General features: G+C 68.3%; 19 protein-coding genes and 1 pseudogene. 2 read left to right on the top strand and 18 right to left on the bottom strand.

Going from position 1 to position 19,210, the window contains the following annotated elements; genetic code table 11:
• Window positions 1-182 precede the first annotated feature (182 nt).
• Entirely contained in the window at window positions 183-839 is a 657-nt protein-coding gene (locus tag AB0C16_RS29425; RefSeq protein WP_357687417.1) for a winged helix-turn-helix domain-containing protein, read from the bottom strand.
• A 248-nt stretch (window positions 840-1,087) separates the two neighbouring features.
• Here AB0C16_RS29425 and AB0C16_RS29420 point away from each other — a divergent pair, with 248 nt between their 5' ends.
• On the top strand, window positions 1,088-2,329 hold the full coding sequence (locus tag AB0C16_RS29420) for an MFS transporter (RefSeq protein ID WP_357687415.1): 1,242 nt from the start codon (window positions 1,088-1,090) through the stop codon (window positions 2,327-2,329).
• A gap of 109 nt (window positions 2,330-2,438) precedes the next feature.
• On the opposite strand, the gene AB0C16_RS29415 is transcribed toward AB0C16_RS29420, so the two are convergent.
• A complete protein-coding gene (locus AB0C16_RS29415; protein ID WP_357687413.1) occupies window positions 2,439-2,888 on the bottom strand; it encodes a GNAT family protein in 450 nt (149 codons plus the stop codon).
• Between AB0C16_RS29415 and AB0C16_RS29410 the strand changes: the two genes are divergently transcribed.
• The gene (locus AB0C16_RS29410) at window positions 2,776-4,152 is read left to right on the top strand and encodes a peptidoglycan DD-metalloendopeptidase family protein (protein WP_357687411.1); all 1,377 of its coding nucleotides are present in this window, start codon (window positions 2,776-2,778) and stop codon (window positions 4,150-4,152) included. The genes AB0C16_RS29415 and AB0C16_RS29410 overlap by 113 nt on opposite strands.
• 189 nt (window positions 4,153-4,341) lie before the next feature.
• On the opposite strand, the gene AB0C16_RS29405 is transcribed toward AB0C16_RS29410, so the two are convergent.
• The 16 genes and pseudogenes from AB0C16_RS29405 to AB0C16_RS29330 all read right to left on the bottom strand — a co-directional run.
• Window positions 4,342-5,238, bottom strand: a complete 897-nt coding sequence (locus tag AB0C16_RS29405; RefSeq protein ID WP_357687409.1) for a tyrosine recombinase XerC — start codon at window positions 5,236-5,238, stop codon at window positions 4,342-4,344.
• 265 nt (window positions 5,239-5,503) lie between these two features.
• Window positions 5,504-7,654, bottom strand: a complete 2,151-nt coding sequence (locus tag AB0C16_RS29400) for a prolyl oligopeptidase family serine peptidase (protein ID WP_357687407.1) — start codon at window positions 7,652-7,654, stop codon at window positions 5,504-5,506.
• Window positions 7,655-8,227: 573 nt separating this feature from the next.
• On the bottom strand, window positions 8,228-9,484 hold the full coding sequence (dprA, locus tag AB0C16_RS29395; RefSeq protein WP_357687405.1) for a DNA-processing protein DprA: 1,257 nt from the start codon (window positions 9,482-9,484) through the stop codon (window positions 8,228-8,230).
• A gap of 49 nt (window positions 9,485-9,533) precedes the next feature.
• Entirely contained in the window at window positions 9,534-11,069 is a 1,536-nt protein-coding gene (locus AB0C16_RS29390; protein ID WP_357687404.1) for a YifB family Mg chelatase-like AAA ATPase, read from the bottom strand.
• Window positions 11,070-11,423 (bottom strand): YraN family protein, encoded by a 354-nt coding sequence (locus AB0C16_RS29385; protein WP_357687402.1) that lies wholly within the window; start codon window positions 11,421-11,423, stop codon window positions 11,070-11,072.
• 504 nt (window positions 11,424-11,927) lie between these two features.
• Complete coding sequence (locus AB0C16_RS29380) at window positions 11,928-12,254, bottom strand: DUF2469 domain-containing protein (RefSeq protein ID WP_189129180.1); 327 nt, start codon at window positions 12,252-12,254, stop codon at window positions 11,928-11,930.
• Between the two features lie 39 nt (window positions 12,255-12,293).
• Window positions 12,294-12,962 carry a ribonuclease HII gene (locus tag AB0C16_RS29375; protein WP_357687400.1) on the bottom strand — a complete coding sequence of 223 codons (669 nt, stop codon included), beginning with the start codon at window positions 12,960-12,962 and terminating at the stop codon, window positions 12,294-12,296.
• Between the two features lie 52 nt (window positions 12,963-13,014).
• Window positions 13,015-13,608, bottom strand: a complete 594-nt coding sequence (gene lepB / locus AB0C16_RS29370) for a signal peptidase I (protein ID WP_357687398.1) — start codon at window positions 13,606-13,608, stop codon at window positions 13,015-13,017.
• Entirely contained in the window at window positions 13,608-14,468 is an 861-nt protein-coding gene (lepB, locus tag AB0C16_RS29365; protein ID WP_357687397.1) for a signal peptidase I, read from the bottom strand. Before lepB (AB0C16_RS29365) ends, lepB (AB0C16_RS29370) begins: the two co-directional genes overlap by 1 nt.
• Window positions 14,469-14,679: 211 nt before the next feature.
• Window positions 14,680-15,042 carry a 50S ribosomal protein L19 gene (rplS, locus tag AB0C16_RS29360; RefSeq protein ID WP_357687395.1) on the bottom strand — a complete coding sequence of 121 codons (363 nt, stop codon included), beginning with the start codon at window positions 15,040-15,042 and terminating at the stop codon, window positions 14,680-14,682.
• A 138-nt stretch (window positions 15,043-15,180) separates the two neighbouring features.
• Complete coding sequence (gene trmD / locus AB0C16_RS29355) at window positions 15,181-15,960, bottom strand: tRNA (guanosine(37)-N1)-methyltransferase TrmD (RefSeq protein WP_357687517.1); 780 nt, start codon at window positions 15,958-15,960, stop codon at window positions 15,181-15,183.
• Between the two features lie 20 nt (window positions 15,961-15,980).
• On the bottom strand, window positions 15,981-16,481 hold the full coding sequence (rimM, locus tag AB0C16_RS29350; RefSeq protein ID WP_357687393.1) for a ribosome maturation factor RimM: 501 nt from the start codon (window positions 16,479-16,481) through the stop codon (window positions 15,981-15,983).
• A gap of 69 nt (window positions 16,482-16,550) precedes the next feature.
• On the bottom strand, window positions 16,551-16,796 hold the full coding sequence (locus AB0C16_RS29345) for an RNA-binding protein (RefSeq protein WP_043634919.1): 246 nt from the start codon (window positions 16,794-16,796) through the stop codon (window positions 16,551-16,553).
• Window position 16,797: 1 nt separating this feature from the next.
• Window positions 16,798-17,241 (bottom strand): 30S ribosomal protein S16, encoded by a 444-nt coding sequence (rpsP, locus tag AB0C16_RS29340; protein ID WP_357687391.1) that lies wholly within the window; start codon window positions 17,239-17,241, stop codon window positions 16,798-16,800.
• A 215-nt stretch (window positions 17,242-17,456) separates the two neighbouring features.
• Window positions 17,457-19,010, bottom strand: a complete 1,554-nt coding sequence (gene ffh, locus AB0C16_RS29335) for a signal recognition particle protein (RefSeq protein WP_357687389.1) — start codon at window positions 19,008-19,010, stop codon at window positions 17,457-17,459.
• A gap of 55 nt (window positions 19,011-19,065) precedes the next feature.
• Window positions 19,066-19,210 (bottom strand): annotated as a pseudogene (locus AB0C16_RS29330) (ATP-binding protein); the annotation flags it as partial.

The following is a 19,210-nucleotide window of genomic DNA, read 5'->3' as shown; positions in this document are numbered from 1 at the left end:
GCCACCCGGACTCGCCGGTCCTACACACTGTTCCGGACGCGTTGTCCCGGACGCGTTGTCCCGGACGACCACCCCGGACACACCGTTCCTGACACACCATTCCGGAAGTGCCGGACCGGAAGGCCGCGGACCCGAACGCCTCGGACTGGGGCCGTCAAGCCGCGTGTCCCGGGAGGCACGGTTCAACCGGCGTCGTGGTCCTCGGTGGGCAGACCCGGCACGATCCTCTCCACGTGCGGGAAGAGATTGACCTGCGCCTCGGCGATCCGGGCGCCGCTCGGCGCGGCTTCCGCACTGCGATAACGGGCGATGTACGGCTGAAGCAGCTTCTCGATCTCCTCGTTGAGCCGCGCCATCTCGGCGGCGTCGACCCTGAGGAGGGTGCGGTTGAAGCGGATCACGTCACGCCATTCCTGCGACTCCTGGTCGTAGCCGGTCAAGGCACGCTGCGCCTCTTCTTCCGCCTCCCTTCGGAACGCCTGGATCAGCAGGTCCTTGGCCTCACGCACTTCCGGCCGGTCGTCGGGCAGCACCCCGATCATGAGGGGCTTGTCCGTGGCCTTCCACAGGCGCTCTCTGCCGTCCCCACGAGCCGGGGCGTCCTCCACAAAGCCGTATTTGGCGAGCATGCGCAGGTGATAGCTGGCGGCGCTGGGGGTGATGCCGGCGATTTCGGCGACCTCGGTGGCCGTGGCACTTCCTCCCACGCTGAGCCTGTTCAGGATCGCCAACCGCGCAGGGTGCGCCAAGGCCCGCATCGCCTTGGGGTCGTTGAGGCTCTCCCTCTCCTGCGTCATGTGCCCAAGGTACTCGTATTCGATATGAAGTATTGCCTTCACAACTCTGAAGGATTACTTTCATGCTTATGAAGCGAACATTTCACGATTGGCGCCGGACCTCCAACCGGAGCACCTCGTCTCCTCCCGGAACCACCGCCCTCACTGCCGCCGCCGGAGCCAACGGACCCGATCGGACTGACGGGCTTGATCGAACCGATCGAACCGATCGGATCCTGGACGAATCCGAGACGCCTCCAACCAGAGCAAAATCAAGTCCCGGCGAAGCCGGGACTCAGGAGACGTCCCCGTTGCCCCTTCGGAAGCAGCACGATTACCGCCTGCTCTGGACCGCGCGGACCATTTCGATCACCGGGTCGGAAGTGTCCAAGCTGGCAGTCCCCCTCACCGCCGTTACCTTGCTGACCGCCTCCCCGTCCGAGATGGGCCTGCTCACCGCGGCGGCCTTCGCACCGGCCCTGCTGTTCGGCCTGCAGTCGGGCGCGATCGCGGACCGGCTCACCCGGCATCGCCCGACCATGATCGCCTGCGAGTTGGTCTCGTGCGCCGCGGCCCTGACTGTGCCGCTGGGTTGGTTGTTCGGCGCGCTGAACGTCATCTGGCTGATCATCGTCGCCCTGGTCATCGGCACGGCCGGCGTGCTGTTCCGAGCCGCGAACTTCCCTCACATAGCCTCGGTCGTCGCCCCCAGTCAGCGAACCGAGGCCATGGCCGGATTCCAGGCGTCGTACTCCGTCGCATCCGTCGGAGGCCCGGGTCTGGCCGGCCTTCTGGTGCAGCTCCTCACAGCCCCGATCGCCGTGCTGGCCGAGGCACTGTCGTTCCTGGCGTCGGCACTGCTGCTGCGCTCCATCCGCACCCCGGAGCGCAACGAGCCGGAACCCTCTCGCGGCATGTGGCGCGACGTGGTCGAAGGGCTCCGGGCCAGCACCACCCATCCCGTGTTACGCGCACTCCTGGGTGCAGGCGTCACGATCAACTTCTTCGCCATGTCCTACACGGCCGTCTACATGCTTTACATGATCAACACGCTTGAAATCCCCAAGGGCATGATCGGCGTCCTCATCGCGCTCAGCGGCGTCGGCGGCCTGCTCGGCGCCTGGGTCACAGCCCGCATGGCCAAGAGATACGGCGAGAACCGCGTGCTCCTCTTCTCCGTGTTGTTCTTCCCGATCGAAATCCTCGCGGTGGGGCTGCTCACCGGCCCGCTCTGGTGGAAACTCACCGCGCTCGCCATCACGGGCACGATCACGGGCGGCATCGTGGTCGCCTTCGCCACCTGCATGGGAGCGATCATCCTGCGCGAGGCCTCTCCCGAACTCCGCGGCCGTGTCAATGCCACCATGACGTTCGCGGTGCAGGGAGTGCTGGCCCTCGGCAGCCTGGCGGGCGGCCTGCTGGCCGAGCTCGTCGGAATCCGTCCCGTCATCCTCGTCTCCGCGGTCGGCATCGCCCTCAGCACGATCTGGATCTGGGTCTCTCCCCTACGCCCTCGCCACTCGAACCCGCCACCTGCAGTGCCGGCGAGCTGACTCGGTCACCCGCGACGCACCGCATGAACACCGTGCGCCCCAGAACTCGCTCCAGAGCGCCCGCGTCACGGCCTAGCAGGGAGCACTCCCTTTCGGAGCGAAGAAGGTGTCAATTCACCTCGTCCGCCAGCAAATCCATCAACAACCCGTCGTGAAACCGCTTCGTCACCGGATCGCGCTCGTAGGCCCGCATGATCCCCACCCGCCGGAACCCCACCCGCTCGTACGCCCTGATCGCCACCTCGTTGTGCGCCGCCGGATCGATCGTCAACCGGTGATGCCCCCGCTCCCCGATCAACCACCGCGCCAGGACGCGGATCGCCTCCTGCCCGTATCCGCGCCCATGCCACGCCGGCCCGAGAAAGATGTCGATCCCCGCGCTGCGATACATCGGATCGTCGATCTCTTCGTACTGGATCGCCCCGATCACTTCACCATCGAGCGTGATGGCGAGCATGTCATCGAACTCGTCGACAGGTCCCCACCACTTGGCCACATCGGGCGCCTCCGCGATCTCCCGCAGCCGCGCCACATCATCATCCGCCGTGTCTCGCAGCACCAGCCGATCCCCGCGTAGCTCCATCTTCGCGCCTCCCGAACCCTGCCAACGCCACGATGCGAGCAGTTATCCACAGGCTCACCGACTCGCACCACCTTTATCAACAGAATTTCGTTCACCTCATCCAGCCCTCGTGGCCCCTCTGCAAACTCCCGGCATGGCCACACCTCAACCACCCGCCTCCCCGCATTCGCGCACTCCAGCGACACGGCGTCGTCGTCTCATGGCTTCGGTAGCCAGAGCGCTCGTCCTGATCGGCCTCGTGACCGGCGCATGTCTGGTCCGCGCGAGCCCGGCCACAGCCGGCACGGCGGAGCCGGTCAAGCTCATCCAGGCGCAGCCGGCGACACCCAACCGCACCACAGACGCGACATCCGACGGCCCTGCCTGGCGCTGGCCACTGGAGAGCGAGCCGCGCGTCCTGCGCGGCTTCACCCCACCACCCGCTCCCTGGCTTGCCGGGCACCGCGGCATCGACCTGGCCGCTCCACCCTCCACCCCTGTCCTGGCCGCGGGCGCGGGCATCGTGCACTACGCCGGCCCCCTCGCAGGCCGGGGAGTGGTCTCGATCGACCACCCCAGCGGCCTGCGCACCACTTATCTTCCGGTCGAGGCCTCCGTACGACAGGGCCAGCGCGTCGCCCCGGGAGACCCGCTCGGCATCATCGAGGACTCACCGGGTCACTGCCAGGAGCCCTGCCTGCACTGGGGCCTCCTGCGCCCGCCTCGCTACCTTGACCCGCTCCTTCTGCTGGGCCAAGCCCACGTCCGCCTCCTGCCCTTCTGGGACGTGACAGTCCCTGGGCTGCCGCCCCCACCCCCCGCACCCACGACGGCCACGACGGCCACGACGGCCACGACGGCCACGACGGCCACGACGGCATTGAACGCCACCCCACCAGCGGCGCAACTCGGCGACGCGAGATCAGTCATACGGCAGACCCAAGCCGGAGCCACCACGCCACATTCCACGCCTACTGCCACATCGGCATCCAGACAGCCCACACCCGCATCGCACTCGCCCCAGGGTTCTCCAACCGAGGCGGTCCCGCATTTCCTGCCAATCTCGGCGACCACGACACCGGCGGCTCCGGCCATCGGAATCGCCGCGTTCTTCAGCAGCCTGCTCCTCATCACACTGCTTCACCTGCACCGGCGCCCCCGAAGAAGCAGGCCCGCCCCAGCAAGAGGCCAGCACCGCAAGGGCCCACGCAGACGGTCACCCGCGAGACGCGGCCGCCCACGATCACGCCGACCTGCCTGACCCTTCCCCCATTCCAGTGCCGACCTACCTGACCTTTCCCTCGGCTCCCAGTTCCGTCCGCCGCCGGTCCCAGCTGACGCCAGATCCCGCCCGGCACCAGGCCACGTCAGTCCCGCCCCACGCCAAGAGTCCCGCCCCACGCCAAGCCCACCTGACGTCAGCCGTCTCGTCGACGGTCGCCGCGCACGTTCAGGCCCTGGGATGAGCCTGCCGGTAGGCGGCCCGGAGCCGTTCGATCGAGACGTGGGTGTAGATCTGCGTGGTGTTGAGCGACGCGTGCCCGAGCAGTTCCTGGACAGTCCGCAGATCGGCGCCCCCTTCCAGCAGATGGGTCGCCGCGGTGTGGCGCAACCCGTGCGGCCCCATATCGGGCGCCCCCTCCACCTGCCTCAACCGGGCATGCACCACGCGCCGCACCGTGCCCGCGTCGATCCGCCCGCCCCGCGTTCCGAGGAACAACGCCGCTCCCGACCTCGGCCGTATCCACAGCGGACGCCCGTGCACGCACCACCTGTCCAACGCCCGCAGAGCAGGCAGCCCGAACGGCACAGATCTTTCCTTACGCCCCTTACCGAGGACCCGGATGACATGACGATCCCGATCCACCTCGTCGACGTCGAGCGCGCACAGCTCGCTCACCCGCACGCCCGTCGCGTACAACAGCTCCAGGATCGCCTGATCCCTCAGTTCCTTGGGCTCCCCTGTCGTCGGCGCGTCGAGTACGGCCTGAGCCTGCTCCTGATCCAGCACGCTGGGCAGCGGCCGAGGTGCCTTGGCGCTCCCCAGCAGCAATCCGGGATCATCGGGCAGCCAGCCCCGGCGGTGGCAGTAGGCCGTGAACGTGCGAACGCAGGCGGTTCTCCGCGCCAGCGTCGCCCTCGCCTTACCCTCGGCATGCTGGTCCGCCAGCCATTCCCGCAAGGCCCCGATATCCAGGCCTTCGAGTCGTCCATCCAGATGGTCGACCAGGGCGGCGACATCGGACAGGTAGGCCCGCACGGTGTGCGGCGACAGATCACGCTCGAACCGCAGGTACCGGCCGAACTCAGCCACCACCTCGTCCACCTCCAGCCGCCCCTCGTCCACGAGTTCCTCCCGCCCGCTCATTTCACGACGCACACGGTTCCCATCTACCCGCCTCATCTCAACACCCACAGCGTGGAGGCACATCCAGCCGCGTGGAAATCCGCGGTGACCACGGCCGAACGGCGGCGAGCGCCGCCCGGCCGCGGATCGTCGGATGCGGGTTGTCGGATGCGGGTCGTCGGATGCGGGTTCGTGTTCGGCCACGGGGCTTGGTCGGATACAGGCTCGTGGCCGAACAAGGGTTTGGTCGGGTATGGGGCTTCGGTCAGGCCGAAGCGGCCTCGGGGACCTTCAACGCCTCGCACAGGAACCGCAGCTGGTGTCGGAGCAGGCCCTCGACGGCGGCTTCGGCCGTCGGCATGTGGGTGGCCCCGGACAGCGGAAGCACCTGATGCGGACGGCCCGCCGCGAGGAGCGCGGCCGACATCCGGAGTGTGTGCGCGGCCACCACGTTGTCGTCAGCCAGGCCGTGCACCAGCAGCAGCGGGCGGCGCAGCCGGGCCGCGTCGCCGATCGGCGAGGAGTGCTCGTAGTTCTCCGGCTCCTCGTCCGGGTGACCGAGGAAGCGCTCCTTCCAGTGGGTGTCGTACAGCCGCTGGTCACTCGGTGCCGCGCCCGAGACTCCGGCGTGGAAGACCTCCGGCATCCGAAGCACCGCGGCCGCGGCGAGCGTGCCACCGTAGCTCCAGCCGCGAATGCCCACCCGGCCCAGGTCGAGTTCGGGGCAGTGTTCGGCGGCCGCATGGAGTGCCGTCACCTGGTCTTCCAGCGGCGCGGTGAGCGTGTCCCCGCGCACCGCCTTCTCCCAGACGGGCCCGCGTCCCGGAGTGCCGCGCCCATCCGCGACCACTACCGCGAATCCTGACTCGGCGAACCACTGCGCCTCGCACAGCCACCAGTGCCGGGCCCGGATCGCCAGCAGCATGGACGGTCCGGCGTAGGGGGCCATCAACACCGGCAGCGGATCGCCACCGGGCCGGTGCCAGGACGGCAACAGCAATGCCGTACGGATCTCCCGATCCCCCGCCCGCAACCAGGTGATGCGCGGGACGAGCAGGGGCTTCATGTCCAGCGACGCGACCTCCGCCTGGACCCGCCCGCTCGGCGACACTCCGATGGTGTGACCGGTCTCGGTGAGAGTGGCAATGCCGGCATCGGCCCGCCCGGTCCTCGACACGCGGAAGGTGTGTCCATCCTCGGTGTGCGAGGCGATCAACAGCGTGCCGCCCGCGCGGTAGCCGGTGTGCAGGCCGGGCCCCTCACTCAGCCTGACCGGTCCGTGCTCCGGATCGTAGACCCACAGGTGTTTCTCGGTGGGCTCGTCGTTGGCGGTGAAGAGCACTGATTCGCCCGTCACGTCCAGGACCTCACGGATCTGCAGCCCTTCCGGCGTGACCGGCCGGCCGGCCACCAGCAACCGCCGCGTGTCGCCGGTGTCTCCGGTGTGCACGAGCGCGCCCGACGCCGTACGCACGGGAGTGCCCGCGATCAGTTCCACCCAGGCGGGATCGCGCTGCTCGCGAAGGAGGGTCGTCTCACCCGTGTCCGGATCGGCCGCCAGCACCAGCAGCGTGCGCTGATCGCGGCTCTGAACGCTGACCAGCGGACCGTGCGCGTCCCAGCCCGCGGTAGCCACGTATTCGTACGCGCTCCGATCCCAGCCGAGCTCCACGGCTCCCCCGTCAAGCCCCAGCACGTGCAGCGAAACGTCGGCGTTGGCGGTGCCGGCGGCCGGGTAGGCGATCTCGCTGGGCGGCCGGGACGGGTTGGCCGGATCGGCGATCCACCAGCGCTGCACCGGAGTCGTGTCCACTCTGGCGGCCAGCAGCCGGGCGCCGTCCGGTGACCACCAGTAGCCGCGCATCCGGCCCATGGACTCGGCCGCCACGTGCTCGGCGAGGCCCCAGACCACCTCAGGCTTGTCCGGCGAGGCGAGCAACCGGTCGTGGCCGTCGGCGAGTTCCACCACATGCAGGGCACCGCCTGTCACGTACGCGACCCGGCTGCCCGTGGGGTCGGGACGGGGGTCGATCACCGGCCCGGCCGTGGGCACGAGCCGGGGATCGCCCCCGTCCGTGTCCACCGCCCACAGCCGGCCGTCCACGGCGAAGAACGCGGTGCGCAGGTCGGCATCGGCCGCGTAGGCGACCACGCCCGTTGCCCGCTCACGCGCCCGCTCCCTGCGGATCCTCTCCGCCTCGGGCACGGATTCCGCCGCACCGAGTGTCTCGGGGGCGACCAGCAGCCGCTCCTGGTCTTCGTCCAGCAGCCACAGGCAACTCGTACGGTCCTCGCCTCCGCGCGTGCGGAGAAAGAGCGCCCGCCGCCCATCGGGGGACAAGGTGAAGGCGCGCGGAACGCCCAGGGAGAACCGCTGAGTGCGGGCGATCTGACGGGGAAAATCGTTGATGTCCATAGATGGAGCCTGCATCGACTAACGCGGAATGATCGTGGAAATTGTGCCGAGACCCGTCATATGACGCCCTAACGAGGGCGCGTCTGCGCCCGCTGTCGAGCCCGATCGCGTGGTACACGGTGAACCCACCGGTCTCGCAGGGCACAAAGCCGCGCTCTCTTCGTCGAACCAGCACAGCGTTGCTCGAAACGGGACTGAACCCCTCAGGGCAGCGCCCTTAAAGACGAACGTCGAGACTGTACGCGGCTGCGCCCGCCTGGATGGTGACGCTTGGCCTGGGTCAACCCTGATGAAGCGGATCAAGTCACTTGATTCGACGCACCCACCACCAATGTCAACCACAGCTGAACAAATTTTAACACGGTTCACAATGCTTGCAGAACGCCTCATCCTCCGCACGCGTAGGCCACCGTTCGAACAGCAGGGCGCCCTCACTCCGCAGTTGATCGCATGCCTCCACCTGGGTGATCGGAAGCAGGCAGACGCCTCCCTATGCGTGCTGATCGGAGATGCCACTGCCGACCCGCACGCACTGATTGGAGATGGCACTCATGGGAGCTGATCGGGAACACATCACCCGTCATGGGAACTGATCGGGAAGAGGGCCGGTTCGTCGAAGGTGTCGGCGCCTGATGAGTCGACGGGATCAGGCAGGGCGTCGGCCCTCTGGTAGGAGGTGGGCACCGTTTTGCGAAGGCGCCAGCCTTTCTCCACCCGTTCGATGTAACCGGCAGCCGCCAGACCGCCGAGCAAGCTCAGGGCGGTGTCCAAGGAGACACCGGCCGACAGCGCGATCGAGGCGGGACCGGCGCCGCCTCGACTGGGAATGGCGTCGAGGACCTTTCGGGTGGACTCGTTCAGCATGTCGCGTGGGACGGCTGGGCAACGAGGATGTGGGGCCAGGTCATCGCCGATCACACCCACCAGGTCGATCATCTCCTCGGGACTGGTGACACAGGTGGCCTTGCGCTCGCGTAGCAGCCGGTGGCACCCGGCGGACACCTCGGACGTGATCGGTCCCGGCACCACGGCCAGGTGGCGGTTCAGCCCCAGGGCGTGGGAGGCCGTGTTGAGGGCGCCGCTGCGCAGTGCCGCCTCCACGACGATCGTGCCTCGTGACAGGGCGGCGATCAGGCGGTTTCGGATGAGGAAGCGTGCGCGGGTGGGATGGACTCCCGGCGGGCATTCGCTGATCACCACTCCTTGCTCACGGGCGGCGGCGAACAGGGAGTGGTGTGCGCTCGGGTAGGCGATGTCGACCCCACAGGCGAGCACCACCACCGTAGGAGAATCCGATGCCAGGGCTCCCCGGTGGGCCGCGCCGTCGATGCCGAACGCACCGCCTGAGACCACGGTCCATCCCGCCTCGCTGAGACCGACGCCGAACTCCGCCGCCACATGTACGCCGTAGGCGGTGGCGGACCTGGCCCCGACCACCGCCACGGAGCGCAGGCAGGAGAAGCGCAGGTCGGCCGAACCATGGAGCCACAGCCCCAACGGGCGGCCGGCGCCCAGTTGGTCGAGCTGGGTCGGCCATTCGGGGCTCCCCGGCACGACGAGCCTGGCTCCTGCCCTCACGCCGGCGGCGAGATCGGCCGCGGGATCCGCCGCCAGAAGGCGGTCGTGCCAGACGCGGAGCCGTTGATCGAGTTTGGAGGGACGTTCCTGCCGTCCTTCCTCGGCGACGAAGTCGGGCGGGAGGGCCTCGCTGACGATCGCTTCGACGGCACCGGACGCGCCGCAGCGGGCCACGAGGCGGCCCATGGTCGTGTCACCGGCGTCGGCGGCTCGCATGAGAGCGGCCCTGGCCTCCAGTTCGGTGCTGCTCATCGCGGCTCCCGGACGAAGAGGGGCGGGTGTGGGCGCGCGGTTGTGATGATCATGTGTTCATTCCCAGCCAGAGGGCGAGGGCCATCCCGGTCTCGTCGTGCTGAGGCTGGTCCTTGCCGGCCAGGTCGGCGAGTGTCCAGGCGACTCTGATCACGCGGTCGAGGCCACGGGCACTGAGGGTGCCCGAATCGAGGCAGGCCGTCAGCGGTCTCATCGCCTGGCCGGATGGGCGGAAGTCGGCGTGGAGAGCGGCGGACGGGATCTCGGCGTTCGTCCGCCAGGGAGTGGCGGACAGGCGTTTTGCGGCTCGCTCCCTGGCGGCGAGGACACGCAGGGCCACGGTCTCGCTCGACTCGACGAACTGGCGATCGGCCATCAGCTCGCGTCTGGACGAGCGGGCCACGGTGACCTTCATGTCGACGCGGTCCAGAAGGGGGCCGGAGAGCCTGCCCAGGTAGCGGCGCCTGATGGTGGGCGTGCACTGGCAGCTCTCACTCTGGTCCTGGGGCTGGGCGCAAGGGCAGGGGTTGGCGGCGAGCACCAGCACGAACCGCGCGGGGAACGTGACCGAGCCAGCCGCCCGCGACACCGTCACGTGCCCGGACTCCAGCGGCTGGCGCAGCGAGTCGAGCACGTGACGGGGGAACTCGGGAGCCTCGTCCATGAAGAGGACGCCCCGGTGGGCGAGGGACACCGCGCCAGGCCGCACGACGCCGCTGCCGCCGCCGGTGATGGCCGCCACCGTGGCCGTGTGGTGCGGGGCGACGAACGGCGGTCTGCTCATCATGGGACTGTCGAGCGGAAGGATCCCCGCGACGGAGTGGATGGCCGTCACCTCGAGCGCGTGGTCGAGCTCGAGATCGGGCAGGAGGGTCGGCAGGCGTTCGGCCAGGAGGGTCTTGCCCGTGCCGGGCGGGCCGAGCATCCAGAGGTTGTGTCCGCCGGCCGCGCAGATCTCCAGCGCGCGACGCGCCACCGGCTGACCGACCACGTCGGACAGATCGACCGCAGGGCGGATGATCGACGGCGGCGGTTCCTTGGGGTGGTGGGCGTCGAGCTCGGGCGGCTCGTCTCCGGTGCGCAGCCACTCAACGAGCTGACGCAGGTCGGCCATGGGCACCACCTTCACGCCGGGCACCAGGGCCGCCTCCGTCGCGTTGGCCGACGGGATCACCACGGTGATGTCGCCGTATCCAGCCGCGCTCAGCACGGACGGGAGCACGCCACGAACCGGCCTGAGCCGTCCGTCGAGACCGAGCTCACCCAGGAAGAACGGTTCGGCGATGCGGTCGGCCGGAACCATGCCCGCCGCCCCCAAGATGGCGACCGCGATGGCGAGATCGAACTGGCTTCCACGCTTGGGCTGGCTCGCCGGGAAGAGGCTCACGGTGATGCGGGCATCGGGCCAGGGATAGCGACTGTTGACCACCGCCGACCTGACGCGCTCGCGGGCCTCGCTCAGGGCGGTGTCGGGCAGGCCGATGAGGTGGATGCCGGCCAGGCCGTTGCCCACGTCGGCCTCGACCTCGACGATGCGTCCGGTCACGCCGGCCAGGGCCACGCTACGGGTGCGTGCCACCGCCATCTAGAACGCCCCCCGGACGTGGCGCAGGGAGTAGTCGCCCGCGAAGCGCTCCAGGGCGATCACGTCGACTCTGACCGCGGGGAAGGCGCGGGGCTGACCTGTCAGCCATTTGGCGGCCAGCAGCCGCAGCCTGGCCAGTTTGACCGGTTGCACCGACTCCAGAGCTGTGCCGTGGGAGCGGCCCGACCTGGTCTTCACCTCCACCACAACCAGCGTGGGACCGTCTTCGGCGATGATGTCGATCTCACCGTGACGACAGCGCCAGTTGCGCTCAATGATCGTCATGCCCTCGGACTTGAGATAGTCGACGGCTAGCTGCTCGCCGTGCTTGCCGAGCTCGTTCCTCGCGGCCATGTAGCACCTCCGGGCACGACCTTCCCGCACCCGCGGCGACCCTTTTCGCGCCGAACGCCATTCTGTGGATGACCGGCACCCGAGGCGCCAACCTGTGGATACTCCGATGCCACACCACACCGGACCTCATGACGACACCTGGCTTAATGTTCAAGTGCTTTCTCGCGGCCGCTCACCAGAACCCACAGCCCGGGCGCACGAGTACGAACCACGACCTGTCGCGAACACGACCCAGAACCCGGGGCCTGCAAACACAACACGGAACCGGGCGTGGGAACTGCAAGGGACCGGGTGTGACCAGAGCGCACGACCTCACCCGTCGGGGTCACCGGTCGGGGTCGGGCCCGCCGCGACTCGCGCGCGCCCCGGATCGCGAAACGGGAGCCGGGAAAACGCCCGGAGGCGGGAGGCGAAGTTTCGCCCACGACTACGTCCACGCGGCAGACGGCCCCAGACGAAAGCTCGCGCACCCACCTCAAAACCGGCGAACGGGCAAACCATGCCTCAGGAGCCCGAGAACCCCTCCTTGGGCATCTCCAGATCGGCCTTGGCCAGCTCTTCCACGTTGACGTCCTTGAATGTGACCACGCGGACGTTCTTCACGAACCGCGCCGGTCGGTACATGTCCCACACCCAGGCGTCCTGCATCTTCACGTCGAAGAACACGTCACCGTTTTCCGCGGTGCGGACATCGAGGTCTACGGAATTGGTCAGGTAGAAGCGCCGCTCCGTCTCCACGACATACGTAAACAGCCCGACGACATCGCGGTATTCGCGGTAAAGCTGCAGCTCCATCTCGGTTTCGTACTTTTCGAGATCCTCTGCGCTCATCGCGGTCCTCCTGTCGTACCGGTCCCCCGGTTCGCCCGATCAGGCAACCCCGGCCCCCATTTCATTCTCGCCCATCTCCCTTGCCACCGTGACGAACGAGTATCGGTGGTGCGAGCACGGGCCGTACGTCGCCAGCGCCAGGCGGTGGTTTGGCGTGACATACCCCTTATGGTCGGCGAACCCGTAGGAGGGAAATTCGGCGTCCAGCGAAACCATCAGCCGATCCCTGGTCACCTTAGCCACGATCGACGCCGCGGCCATGCACGCTGCCACCTGATCCCCCTTCCACACCGCCAGCGACGGAGCCGGCAACCCCGGCACCGGGAAGCCATCCGTGAGGATGTACCCAGGGTCACAGGACAACCGCGCCACCGCGCGTCGCATTCCGGAAACGTTGCTCTTGTGCAGGCCTCTGGCGTCGATCTCCTCCGGCGGGATGATCACCATGCCGATGTCCGCCGACTGAACGATCTGCTCGTAGAGCCGCTCTCGTACGGGGGGCGGGAGCAACTTCGAGTCGCCGAGCCCGTCGATCCGCCTGCGCAGGACGACCGCGGCGACGACCAGCGGACCGGCGCAGGCCCCCCGGCCTGCCTCGTCTACGCCCGCGATCGGGGTCAGGCCTCGGCGGGCCAGGGCTCGCTCATAGGCGTAGAGTCCGGAATCGCGCCGGACGACGCTCGGTCGAGGGCGGAACACAACTGTCATGACAAGAGGCAGCGTACGCCCCAATCACCGCAAACCGCGACCGAAAGCGCACCTACTTGACCTTGTCGAAGGTGTCGGGCTGGGTGAAGATCAACCCGCGCGACAGCGGCCAGTAGCGCAGGACCGCCTTGCCCACCACCACGTCCTCGGAGATGAAGCCGCCGCCGGGCTCCTGCATGTGGCTGCGCGAGTCGGCCGAGGCGCTGCGGTGGTCGCCCATCAGCCAGAGCTTGCCCGCGGGCACGGTCAGCTTGAACTTGTCGCGGGACGGATAGTCATCGGGATAGAGGTAGGACGCCTCCTCCAGCGGTGTGCCGTTGACCGTGATCCGCCGCTTGGAGTCGCAGCAGACGACCTTGTCACCGCCGATGCCAATGACCCGCTTGATGGTGTCTTCGCCGTTCCACCCCTTGAACACGACGATGTCACCGCGCTCCGGCTTGCCCGCGAGCTTGTTGACGAACACCCGATCGTTGATCTGCAGGGTGTTCTCCATCGACTCGGACGGGATATAGAACGACCCGACCACGAACTGCTGCAGCACCAGGGCGATGCCCACACCGAGCACGAGCAGGAGAACCGTCTCGCGGAAGGTGCCCTTTTTCTTCTTCTCCTGCACTGCCTCCGCCTTCTTGGTGTCGGCCATCAACGCCTCTTGTCGAGCAGACGCCGACGAACCAGGACCAAGGGTACGGCCAGCGCGAACCCGGCGACCAGCGGGACCGAACCGCCGAGTGCCTGCAGGGCCGGCTGCGCGAACGTGTCGGGGATGGGCAGCGTGCCCGCCCGGGAGAACGGCCAGACGATCACGAACGCCCGGCCGATGACCTGGCTCTCGGGGATCGAGCCGCCACCGGGATCACCCTGGTGGGCCCGCGAGTCGAGGGAGACCAGACGGTGGTCGCCCATCACCCAGAGCCGCCCCTCGGGCACCTTGATGTCGAAGAACCTGTCGGACGGATCGTTGCCCGGGTAGAGATAGCTTCCCTCGTCGATGGGGACCCCGTTGATCGTGATGCGCCCTTTGGAGTCGCAGCACTTGACATGGTCGCCGCCGACGCCGATGACCCGCTTGATGTAGTCCTTCTCGCCGGGCACCACGCCGAACGCGGTGCCGACCCAGCGGAAGAACGCCGCGATCGGGTTGGACGGCTCCTCCAGCTGGAACTCTCCGTCCCAGGAGTCGACGCCGGAGAAGACCACCACGTCGCCGCGCTCGATGTCACGCGTGTGGTAGACCAGCTTGTTGACCAGGACTCGGTCGTTCTTGAGGAGAGTGTTCTCCATCGACTCGGACGGGATGTAGAAGGCCTGGATCACGAAGGTCTTGATGATCAGCGCCAGCACCAGCGCCACGACTACCAAGACGGGAAGTTCCTTCCAGAACGACCCCTTCTTGTCCTTCTTGTCGCCCTTGGCTGGCTTCTGAGTCTCTTCGGCGACCACGTCCACCTCGTCCTTGGCAGGGCGGCGCGCCGCGCCGTACTCCTGGCTCTCGCTAGTCATCGCTGACGAGCCTAGATGATGCACCGGCCCGACAAGCCTCGACCGACGTTACACCCGCGCCCGAGTCGCTCCACATAAAGGAAACGCCCCAGCAAAGCCGAATGACCCGCGCCTCGCGCGGGTCATTCGGCGAACCCTGCACCTGTGTAAAGGACCGTCCAGTAATCCCGGCCCGCGGATCACGGCGGCCCGGCCGCCGGCCGCGCAGTGGCTACTTGGCGGGCGTCGTCTCGCGCTTCTCGCGGATGCGAGCGGCCTTGCCGCGCAGGTCACGCATGTAGTAGAGCTTGGCGCGGCGCACGTCACCGCGAGTCACGAGCACGATCTTCTCGATGATCGGGCTGTGCACCGGGAAGGTGCGCTCGACGCCGACGCTGTAGCTGACCTTGCGGACCGTGAAGGTCTCGCGCGCGCCACTGCCCTGACGGCGGAGCACGAAGCCCTTGAACACCTGGACGCGGGAGCGGTTGCCTTCGACGACGCGGACGTGAACCTCGAGCGTGTCGCCGGGGCGGAAGTCCGGCACATCGCTGCGCAGGGTCGCCTTCTCGAGCTCCTGGATCTTCGTGTGCATGAGAGATGTTCCTCAAAGTCTCGCGAGCACGCGGAGGTCCACCCGGCCAGAGCTCGTGGCGGACGCGCCTGCTGATGTGATGAACCCGGGATCGTTTCCCAGGCATGACAGACCAACCGCAAGACGGTTGGCAGCGCTTCAGTTTGCCATATCTTCCGGCCCGAAGCGAAACGAGAGCTCGTCGAGGAGCTCGCGGTCACGCTTGTCGAGCGTCTCGGGGTCGATCGCCGCCGCCAGCTCGGGCCGGTTGGCGACGGTGCGGCGCAGCGCCTCGTCCCTGCGCCACCTGGCGACCTTGCCGTGGTGCCCGGACAGGAGCACGGCCGGCACCTCGTGTCCGCGCCAGACCGGCGGCTTGGTGTAGACGGGGCCTTCGAGCAGGTTGCGCATGGCGCCCGGAGCGAACGAGTCGTCGACGGCCGAGTGGACGTTGCCCAGTACTCCGGGCAACAGCCTGCCGACGGCTTCCACCATCACCAGCACCGCCGCCTCACCGCCGGCCAGCACGTAGTCGCCGATGCTCACCTCGTCGACCCGCAGCCGCGCGCCGTATTCGAGCATGACGCGCGAGTCGATGCCCTCGTAGCGGCCGCACGCGAACAGCAGCCAGGGCTCGGCCGCGAGTTGCTGGGCGAGCTCCTGCGTGAACGGCCTGCCGCTCGGCGTGGGCACGATCATCCGGGGCGCGCCGTCCCCGGTCACCGAGTCGATGGCCGCGCCCCACACCTCGGGCTTCATGACCATGCCGGGACCCCCGCCATAGGGGGTGTCGTCGACGGTCTTGTGCACGTCATGGGCCCAGTCGCGCAACTGGTGCAGCCGGACGTCGAGGATGCCGCGCTCGCGGGCCTTGCCGATCAGCGAGACCTCGAGCGGGGTGAAGTATTCGGGGAAGATCGAGATGATGTCGAGCCGCATCCCGCCCTCGGAGGCGCCCGTCACAGCAGCCCCTCGGGCGGTGTGACCACGAGCCTGCCGCCCTCCAGGTCGACTTCGGGCACGAGAGGCTTGACGAATGGGATGAGCGCGTCGTCCTGGCCGCCGCGTCGTACGACGAGGAGGTCCTGGCCGTGGTGGAGCACGTCGGTGACCTCGCCGACGGTCTCGCCGGAGGCGGTCTCGACCGTGAGCCCGATCAGCTGGTGGTCGTGGAACTCGTCGGGGTCGTCGGACGGGGTCACCTGGGCCGAGTCGATGACCAGCATGGTGCCGCGTAGCTCGTCGGCGGCGCCGCGGTCGGTGATCCCGGTGAAGGCGAGCAGCAGCATGTTCTTGTGCCAGCGGCGGCTCTCGACGACGAGCGGCCCCCTGTCGGTTGGGTCGGTCTCGATGGACGCCCCGACGGCGAAGCGCAGCTCGGGATCGTCGGTGCGCACCTCCACGGTCACTTCTCCGCGGACCCCGTGGGGGCGGCCGATCCGGCCGACGACCAGCTGCACGTGAACCTACCTTCTCTAAGCGCAAGCGCCCCCATCGGAGGAAACCGATGAGGGCGCGATTACCTGACGCTAACGGACTGCTTCGTGCAGGTCGAGCAGGTCGACCCTCACGTACTTCCCGTCGGCCAGGGCGTTCACGACAGTGCGCAGCGCCTTGGCGGTGCGCCCGCCGCGACCGATGACCTTGCCCAGGTCCTCGGGGTGCACCCGGACCTCCAGGACGCGCCCGCTGCGAATGCGGCGAGCGCGGACCCGGACATCGTCTGGATGTTCGACGATGCCCTTAACGAGGTGCTCGAGAGCCTCCTCGAGCACGTCAGGCCTCGCCCTCGGCCTGGGTCTCGGCGGGAGCCTCTGCCTCGTCCTTCTTCTTGGCCGGCTTCCTGGGCGTGGTGGCGGCCGTGCCGGTGTCGCCACCGGACAGCGCCTCCTTGGCCGCGGCCTCGTAGACGGCGTGACGGTCGGGCGCCGGCTCGGCGACCTTCATCGGAGCAGGGGCGGGCTCGCCCTTGTACTTCTGCCAGTCGCCGGTGAGCTTGAGCAGCTTGAGCACCGGCTCGGTCGGCTGCGCGCCGACACCCAGCCAGTAGGCCGCGCGCTCGGCGTTGATCTCGATGCGCGAAGGGGTTTCCTTCGGGTGGTACAGGCCGATCTCTTCGATCGCCCGGCCGTCACGCTTGGTGCGGCTGTCGGCGATGACGATGCGGTATTGAGCGTTGCGGATCATGCCGAGCCGCTTGAGCTTGATCTTGACTGCCACGGGTGTGGTCTCTCCTGCATTCGAGCGCGGGTGAGCGGCACCTCATCGAGTGGGGCGCGACGGGATGCTCGCTCCAGGGACAGGCGTGACCGGCGGGAGATGAGAGGGCACCCACCTGGTCACGATGTTCCAACATGTCATTGTGCCAGATGCCGGGCACTGTCAGCGACGCGACTCGCACGTCCGCGCGACCCCCGCCGGGGACGGCCCGGAGGCTACTTGGGCCCGGGAAGGTTGAGCTTGGAGGGGTCGAAGCCGGGCGGGAGCTGCATGCCCGGCGGCAGCTTGCCGCCGAGGTTGCCGAGCACCCCGCCCTGCTTGGGCGCGGACTCGGTCTCCTCGGAGGCGGAGGACGCCTTGCCCAGGGCCGCCTTGCGGGGGTCTCCGCTCACCCGGCGACCCTTCTTGCCCTTCTTCTGAGCCTTGGTCGCCTTGCCGCGCCCGCCCGGCATGCCGGGAATCCCCATCCCGCCGGCCATCCGCTTCATCATCTTCTGGGCCTCGAAGAAGCGGGTGACCAGGTTGTTGACCGCAGTGACCGTCACGCCGGAGCCGGCCGCGATGCGCGCCCGCCGCGAGCCGTTGATGATCTTGGGGTCTTGCCGCTCGGCGGGCGTCATCGACCGGATGATGGCGGCGATGCGGTCGAGGTCGCGGTCGTCGATGGAGTTGAGCTGGTCGCGCATCTGCCCCATGCCGGGCATCATGCCGAGCAGGTTTTTGATCGGCCCCATCTTCTGGACCATCATCATCTGCTCGAGGAAGTCCTCGAGCGTGAAGCTCTCGCCCGAGGTGAGCTTGCCCGCCATCTTGGCGGCCTGCTCCTCGTCGAACGTCTTCTGGGCCTGCTCGATCAGGGTGAGGATGTCACCCATGTCGAGGATGCGGGAGGCCATCCGGTCGGGGTGGAAGGCGTCGAAGTCTTCCAGCTTCTCGCCGGTCGACGCGAACATGATCGGCCGGCCGGTGATGTGCCTGACCGACAGGGCGGCGCCACCCCGGGCGTCGCCGTCGAGCTTGGTGAGCACGACGCCGTCGAAGCCGACGCCCTCCATGAAGGCCTGGGCCGTGGTCACGGCGTCCTGGCCGATCATGGCGTCGACCACGAACAGGACCTCGTCGGGCGAGACCGCGTCGCGGATGTCGGCGGCCTGGCGCATCATCTCCTGGTCAATGCCCAGGCGGCCGGCGGTGTCGATGACGACGATGTCGTACTGCTGGCGCTTGGCCTCGTCGATCGAGCGGCGGGCGACCTCGACCGGGTCGCCGACGCCGTTGCCCGGCTGGGGGGCGTAGACGGCGACCTGGGCGCGCTCGCCCACGACCTGGAGCTGCTGCACGGCGTTGGGCCGCTGGAGGTCGGCGGCGACGAGCATCGGCGTGTGGCCCTGCTCGCGCAGCCACTTGGCCAGCTTGCCCGCCAGCGTGGTCTTGCCGGCGCCTTGCAGGCCCGCGAGCATGATGACCGTCGGGGGCGTCTTGGCGTAGCGGAGCCTGCGTGTCTCGCCACCGAGGATCTGGATCAGCTCGTCATTGACGATCTTGACGACCTGCTGCGCCGGGTTGAGCGCCTGGGAGACCTCGGCGCCGCGGGCGCGTTCCTTGACCTGGGCGACGAATGCCTTGACCACCGGCAGCGCGACATCGGCCTCGAGGAGCGCGATGCGGATCTCGCGGGTGGTTGCGTCGATGTCGGCGTCGGACAGCCGACCCTTGGATCGGAGGGAGGAGAAGACCGATGTCAGCCGGTCGGATAGCGTCTCGAACACGTGGTTGGCCAGTCCTCGAAGCGAAAGTAGGTCTGCGCTCAGCCTATCCGCTTCGCTAGCCGCTCCAGCCTGGTACGGCCATCCGGACGGTCAGCGCGTGCTCGACCAGATTGATCAACGCGCTCTTCACCGAATCCTTGGACCGGGCATCCAACCGGATCAGCGGAATATGCGGCGCCAGCGTCAAAGCGTCACGCACC

The organism is Nonomuraea sp. NPDC048916, from assembly GCF_040649575.1.
Classification (GTDB): domain Bacteria; phylum Actinomycetota; class Actinomycetes; order Streptosporangiales; family Streptosporangiaceae; genus Nonomuraea.
Note: the sequence above shows the minus strand (reverse complement) of the source record. Positions and strands in the feature narration are given on the sequence as shown.

Excerpts from the sequence above, each read along its gene's own strand:
- AB0C16_RS29400 (WP_357687407.1), bottom strand. The coding sequence starts at position 7,654 with ATGGACATCAACGATTTTCCCCGTCAGATCGCCCGCACTCAGCGGTTC.
- AB0C16_RS29375 (WP_357687400.1), bottom strand. The coding sequence starts at position 12,962 with ATGACAGTTGTGTTCCGCCCTCGACCGAGCGTCGTCCGGCGCGATTCC.
- AB0C16_RS29410 (WP_357687411.1), top strand. The coding sequence starts at position 2,776 with ATGGCGAGCATGTCATCGAACTCGTCGACAGGTCCCCACCACTTGGCC.
- AB0C16_RS29385 (WP_357687402.1), bottom strand. The coding sequence starts at position 11,423 with ATGGCCGCGAGGAACGAGCTCGGCAAGCACGGCGAGCAGCTAGCCGTC.
- rplS (WP_357687395.1), bottom strand. The coding sequence starts at position 15,042 with ATGCACACGAAGATCCAGGAGCTCGAGAAGGCGACCCTGCGCAGCGAT.
- AB0C16_RS29380 (WP_189129180.1), bottom strand. The coding sequence starts at position 12,254 with ATGAGCGCAGAGGATCTCGAAAAGTACGAAACCGAGATGGAGCTGCAG.
- lepB (WP_357687397.1), bottom strand. The coding sequence starts at position 14,468 with ATGACTAGCGAGAGCCAGGAGTACGGCGCGGCGCGCCGCCCTGCCAAG.
- trmD (WP_357687517.1), bottom strand. The coding sequence starts at position 15,960 with ATGCGGCTCGACATCATCTCGATCTTCCCCGAATACTTCACCCCGCTC.
- lepB (WP_357687398.1), bottom strand. The coding sequence starts at position 13,608 with ATGGCCGACACCAAGAAGGCGGAGGCAGTGCAGGAGAAGAAGAAAAAG.
- dprA (WP_357687405.1), bottom strand. The coding sequence starts at position 9,484 with ATGAGCAGCACCGAACTGGAGGCCAGGGCCGCTCTCATGCGAGCCGCC.
- AB0C16_RS29390 (WP_357687404.1), bottom strand. The coding sequence starts at position 11,069 with ATGGCGGTGGCACGCACCCGTAGCGTGGCCCTGGCCGGCGTGACCGGA.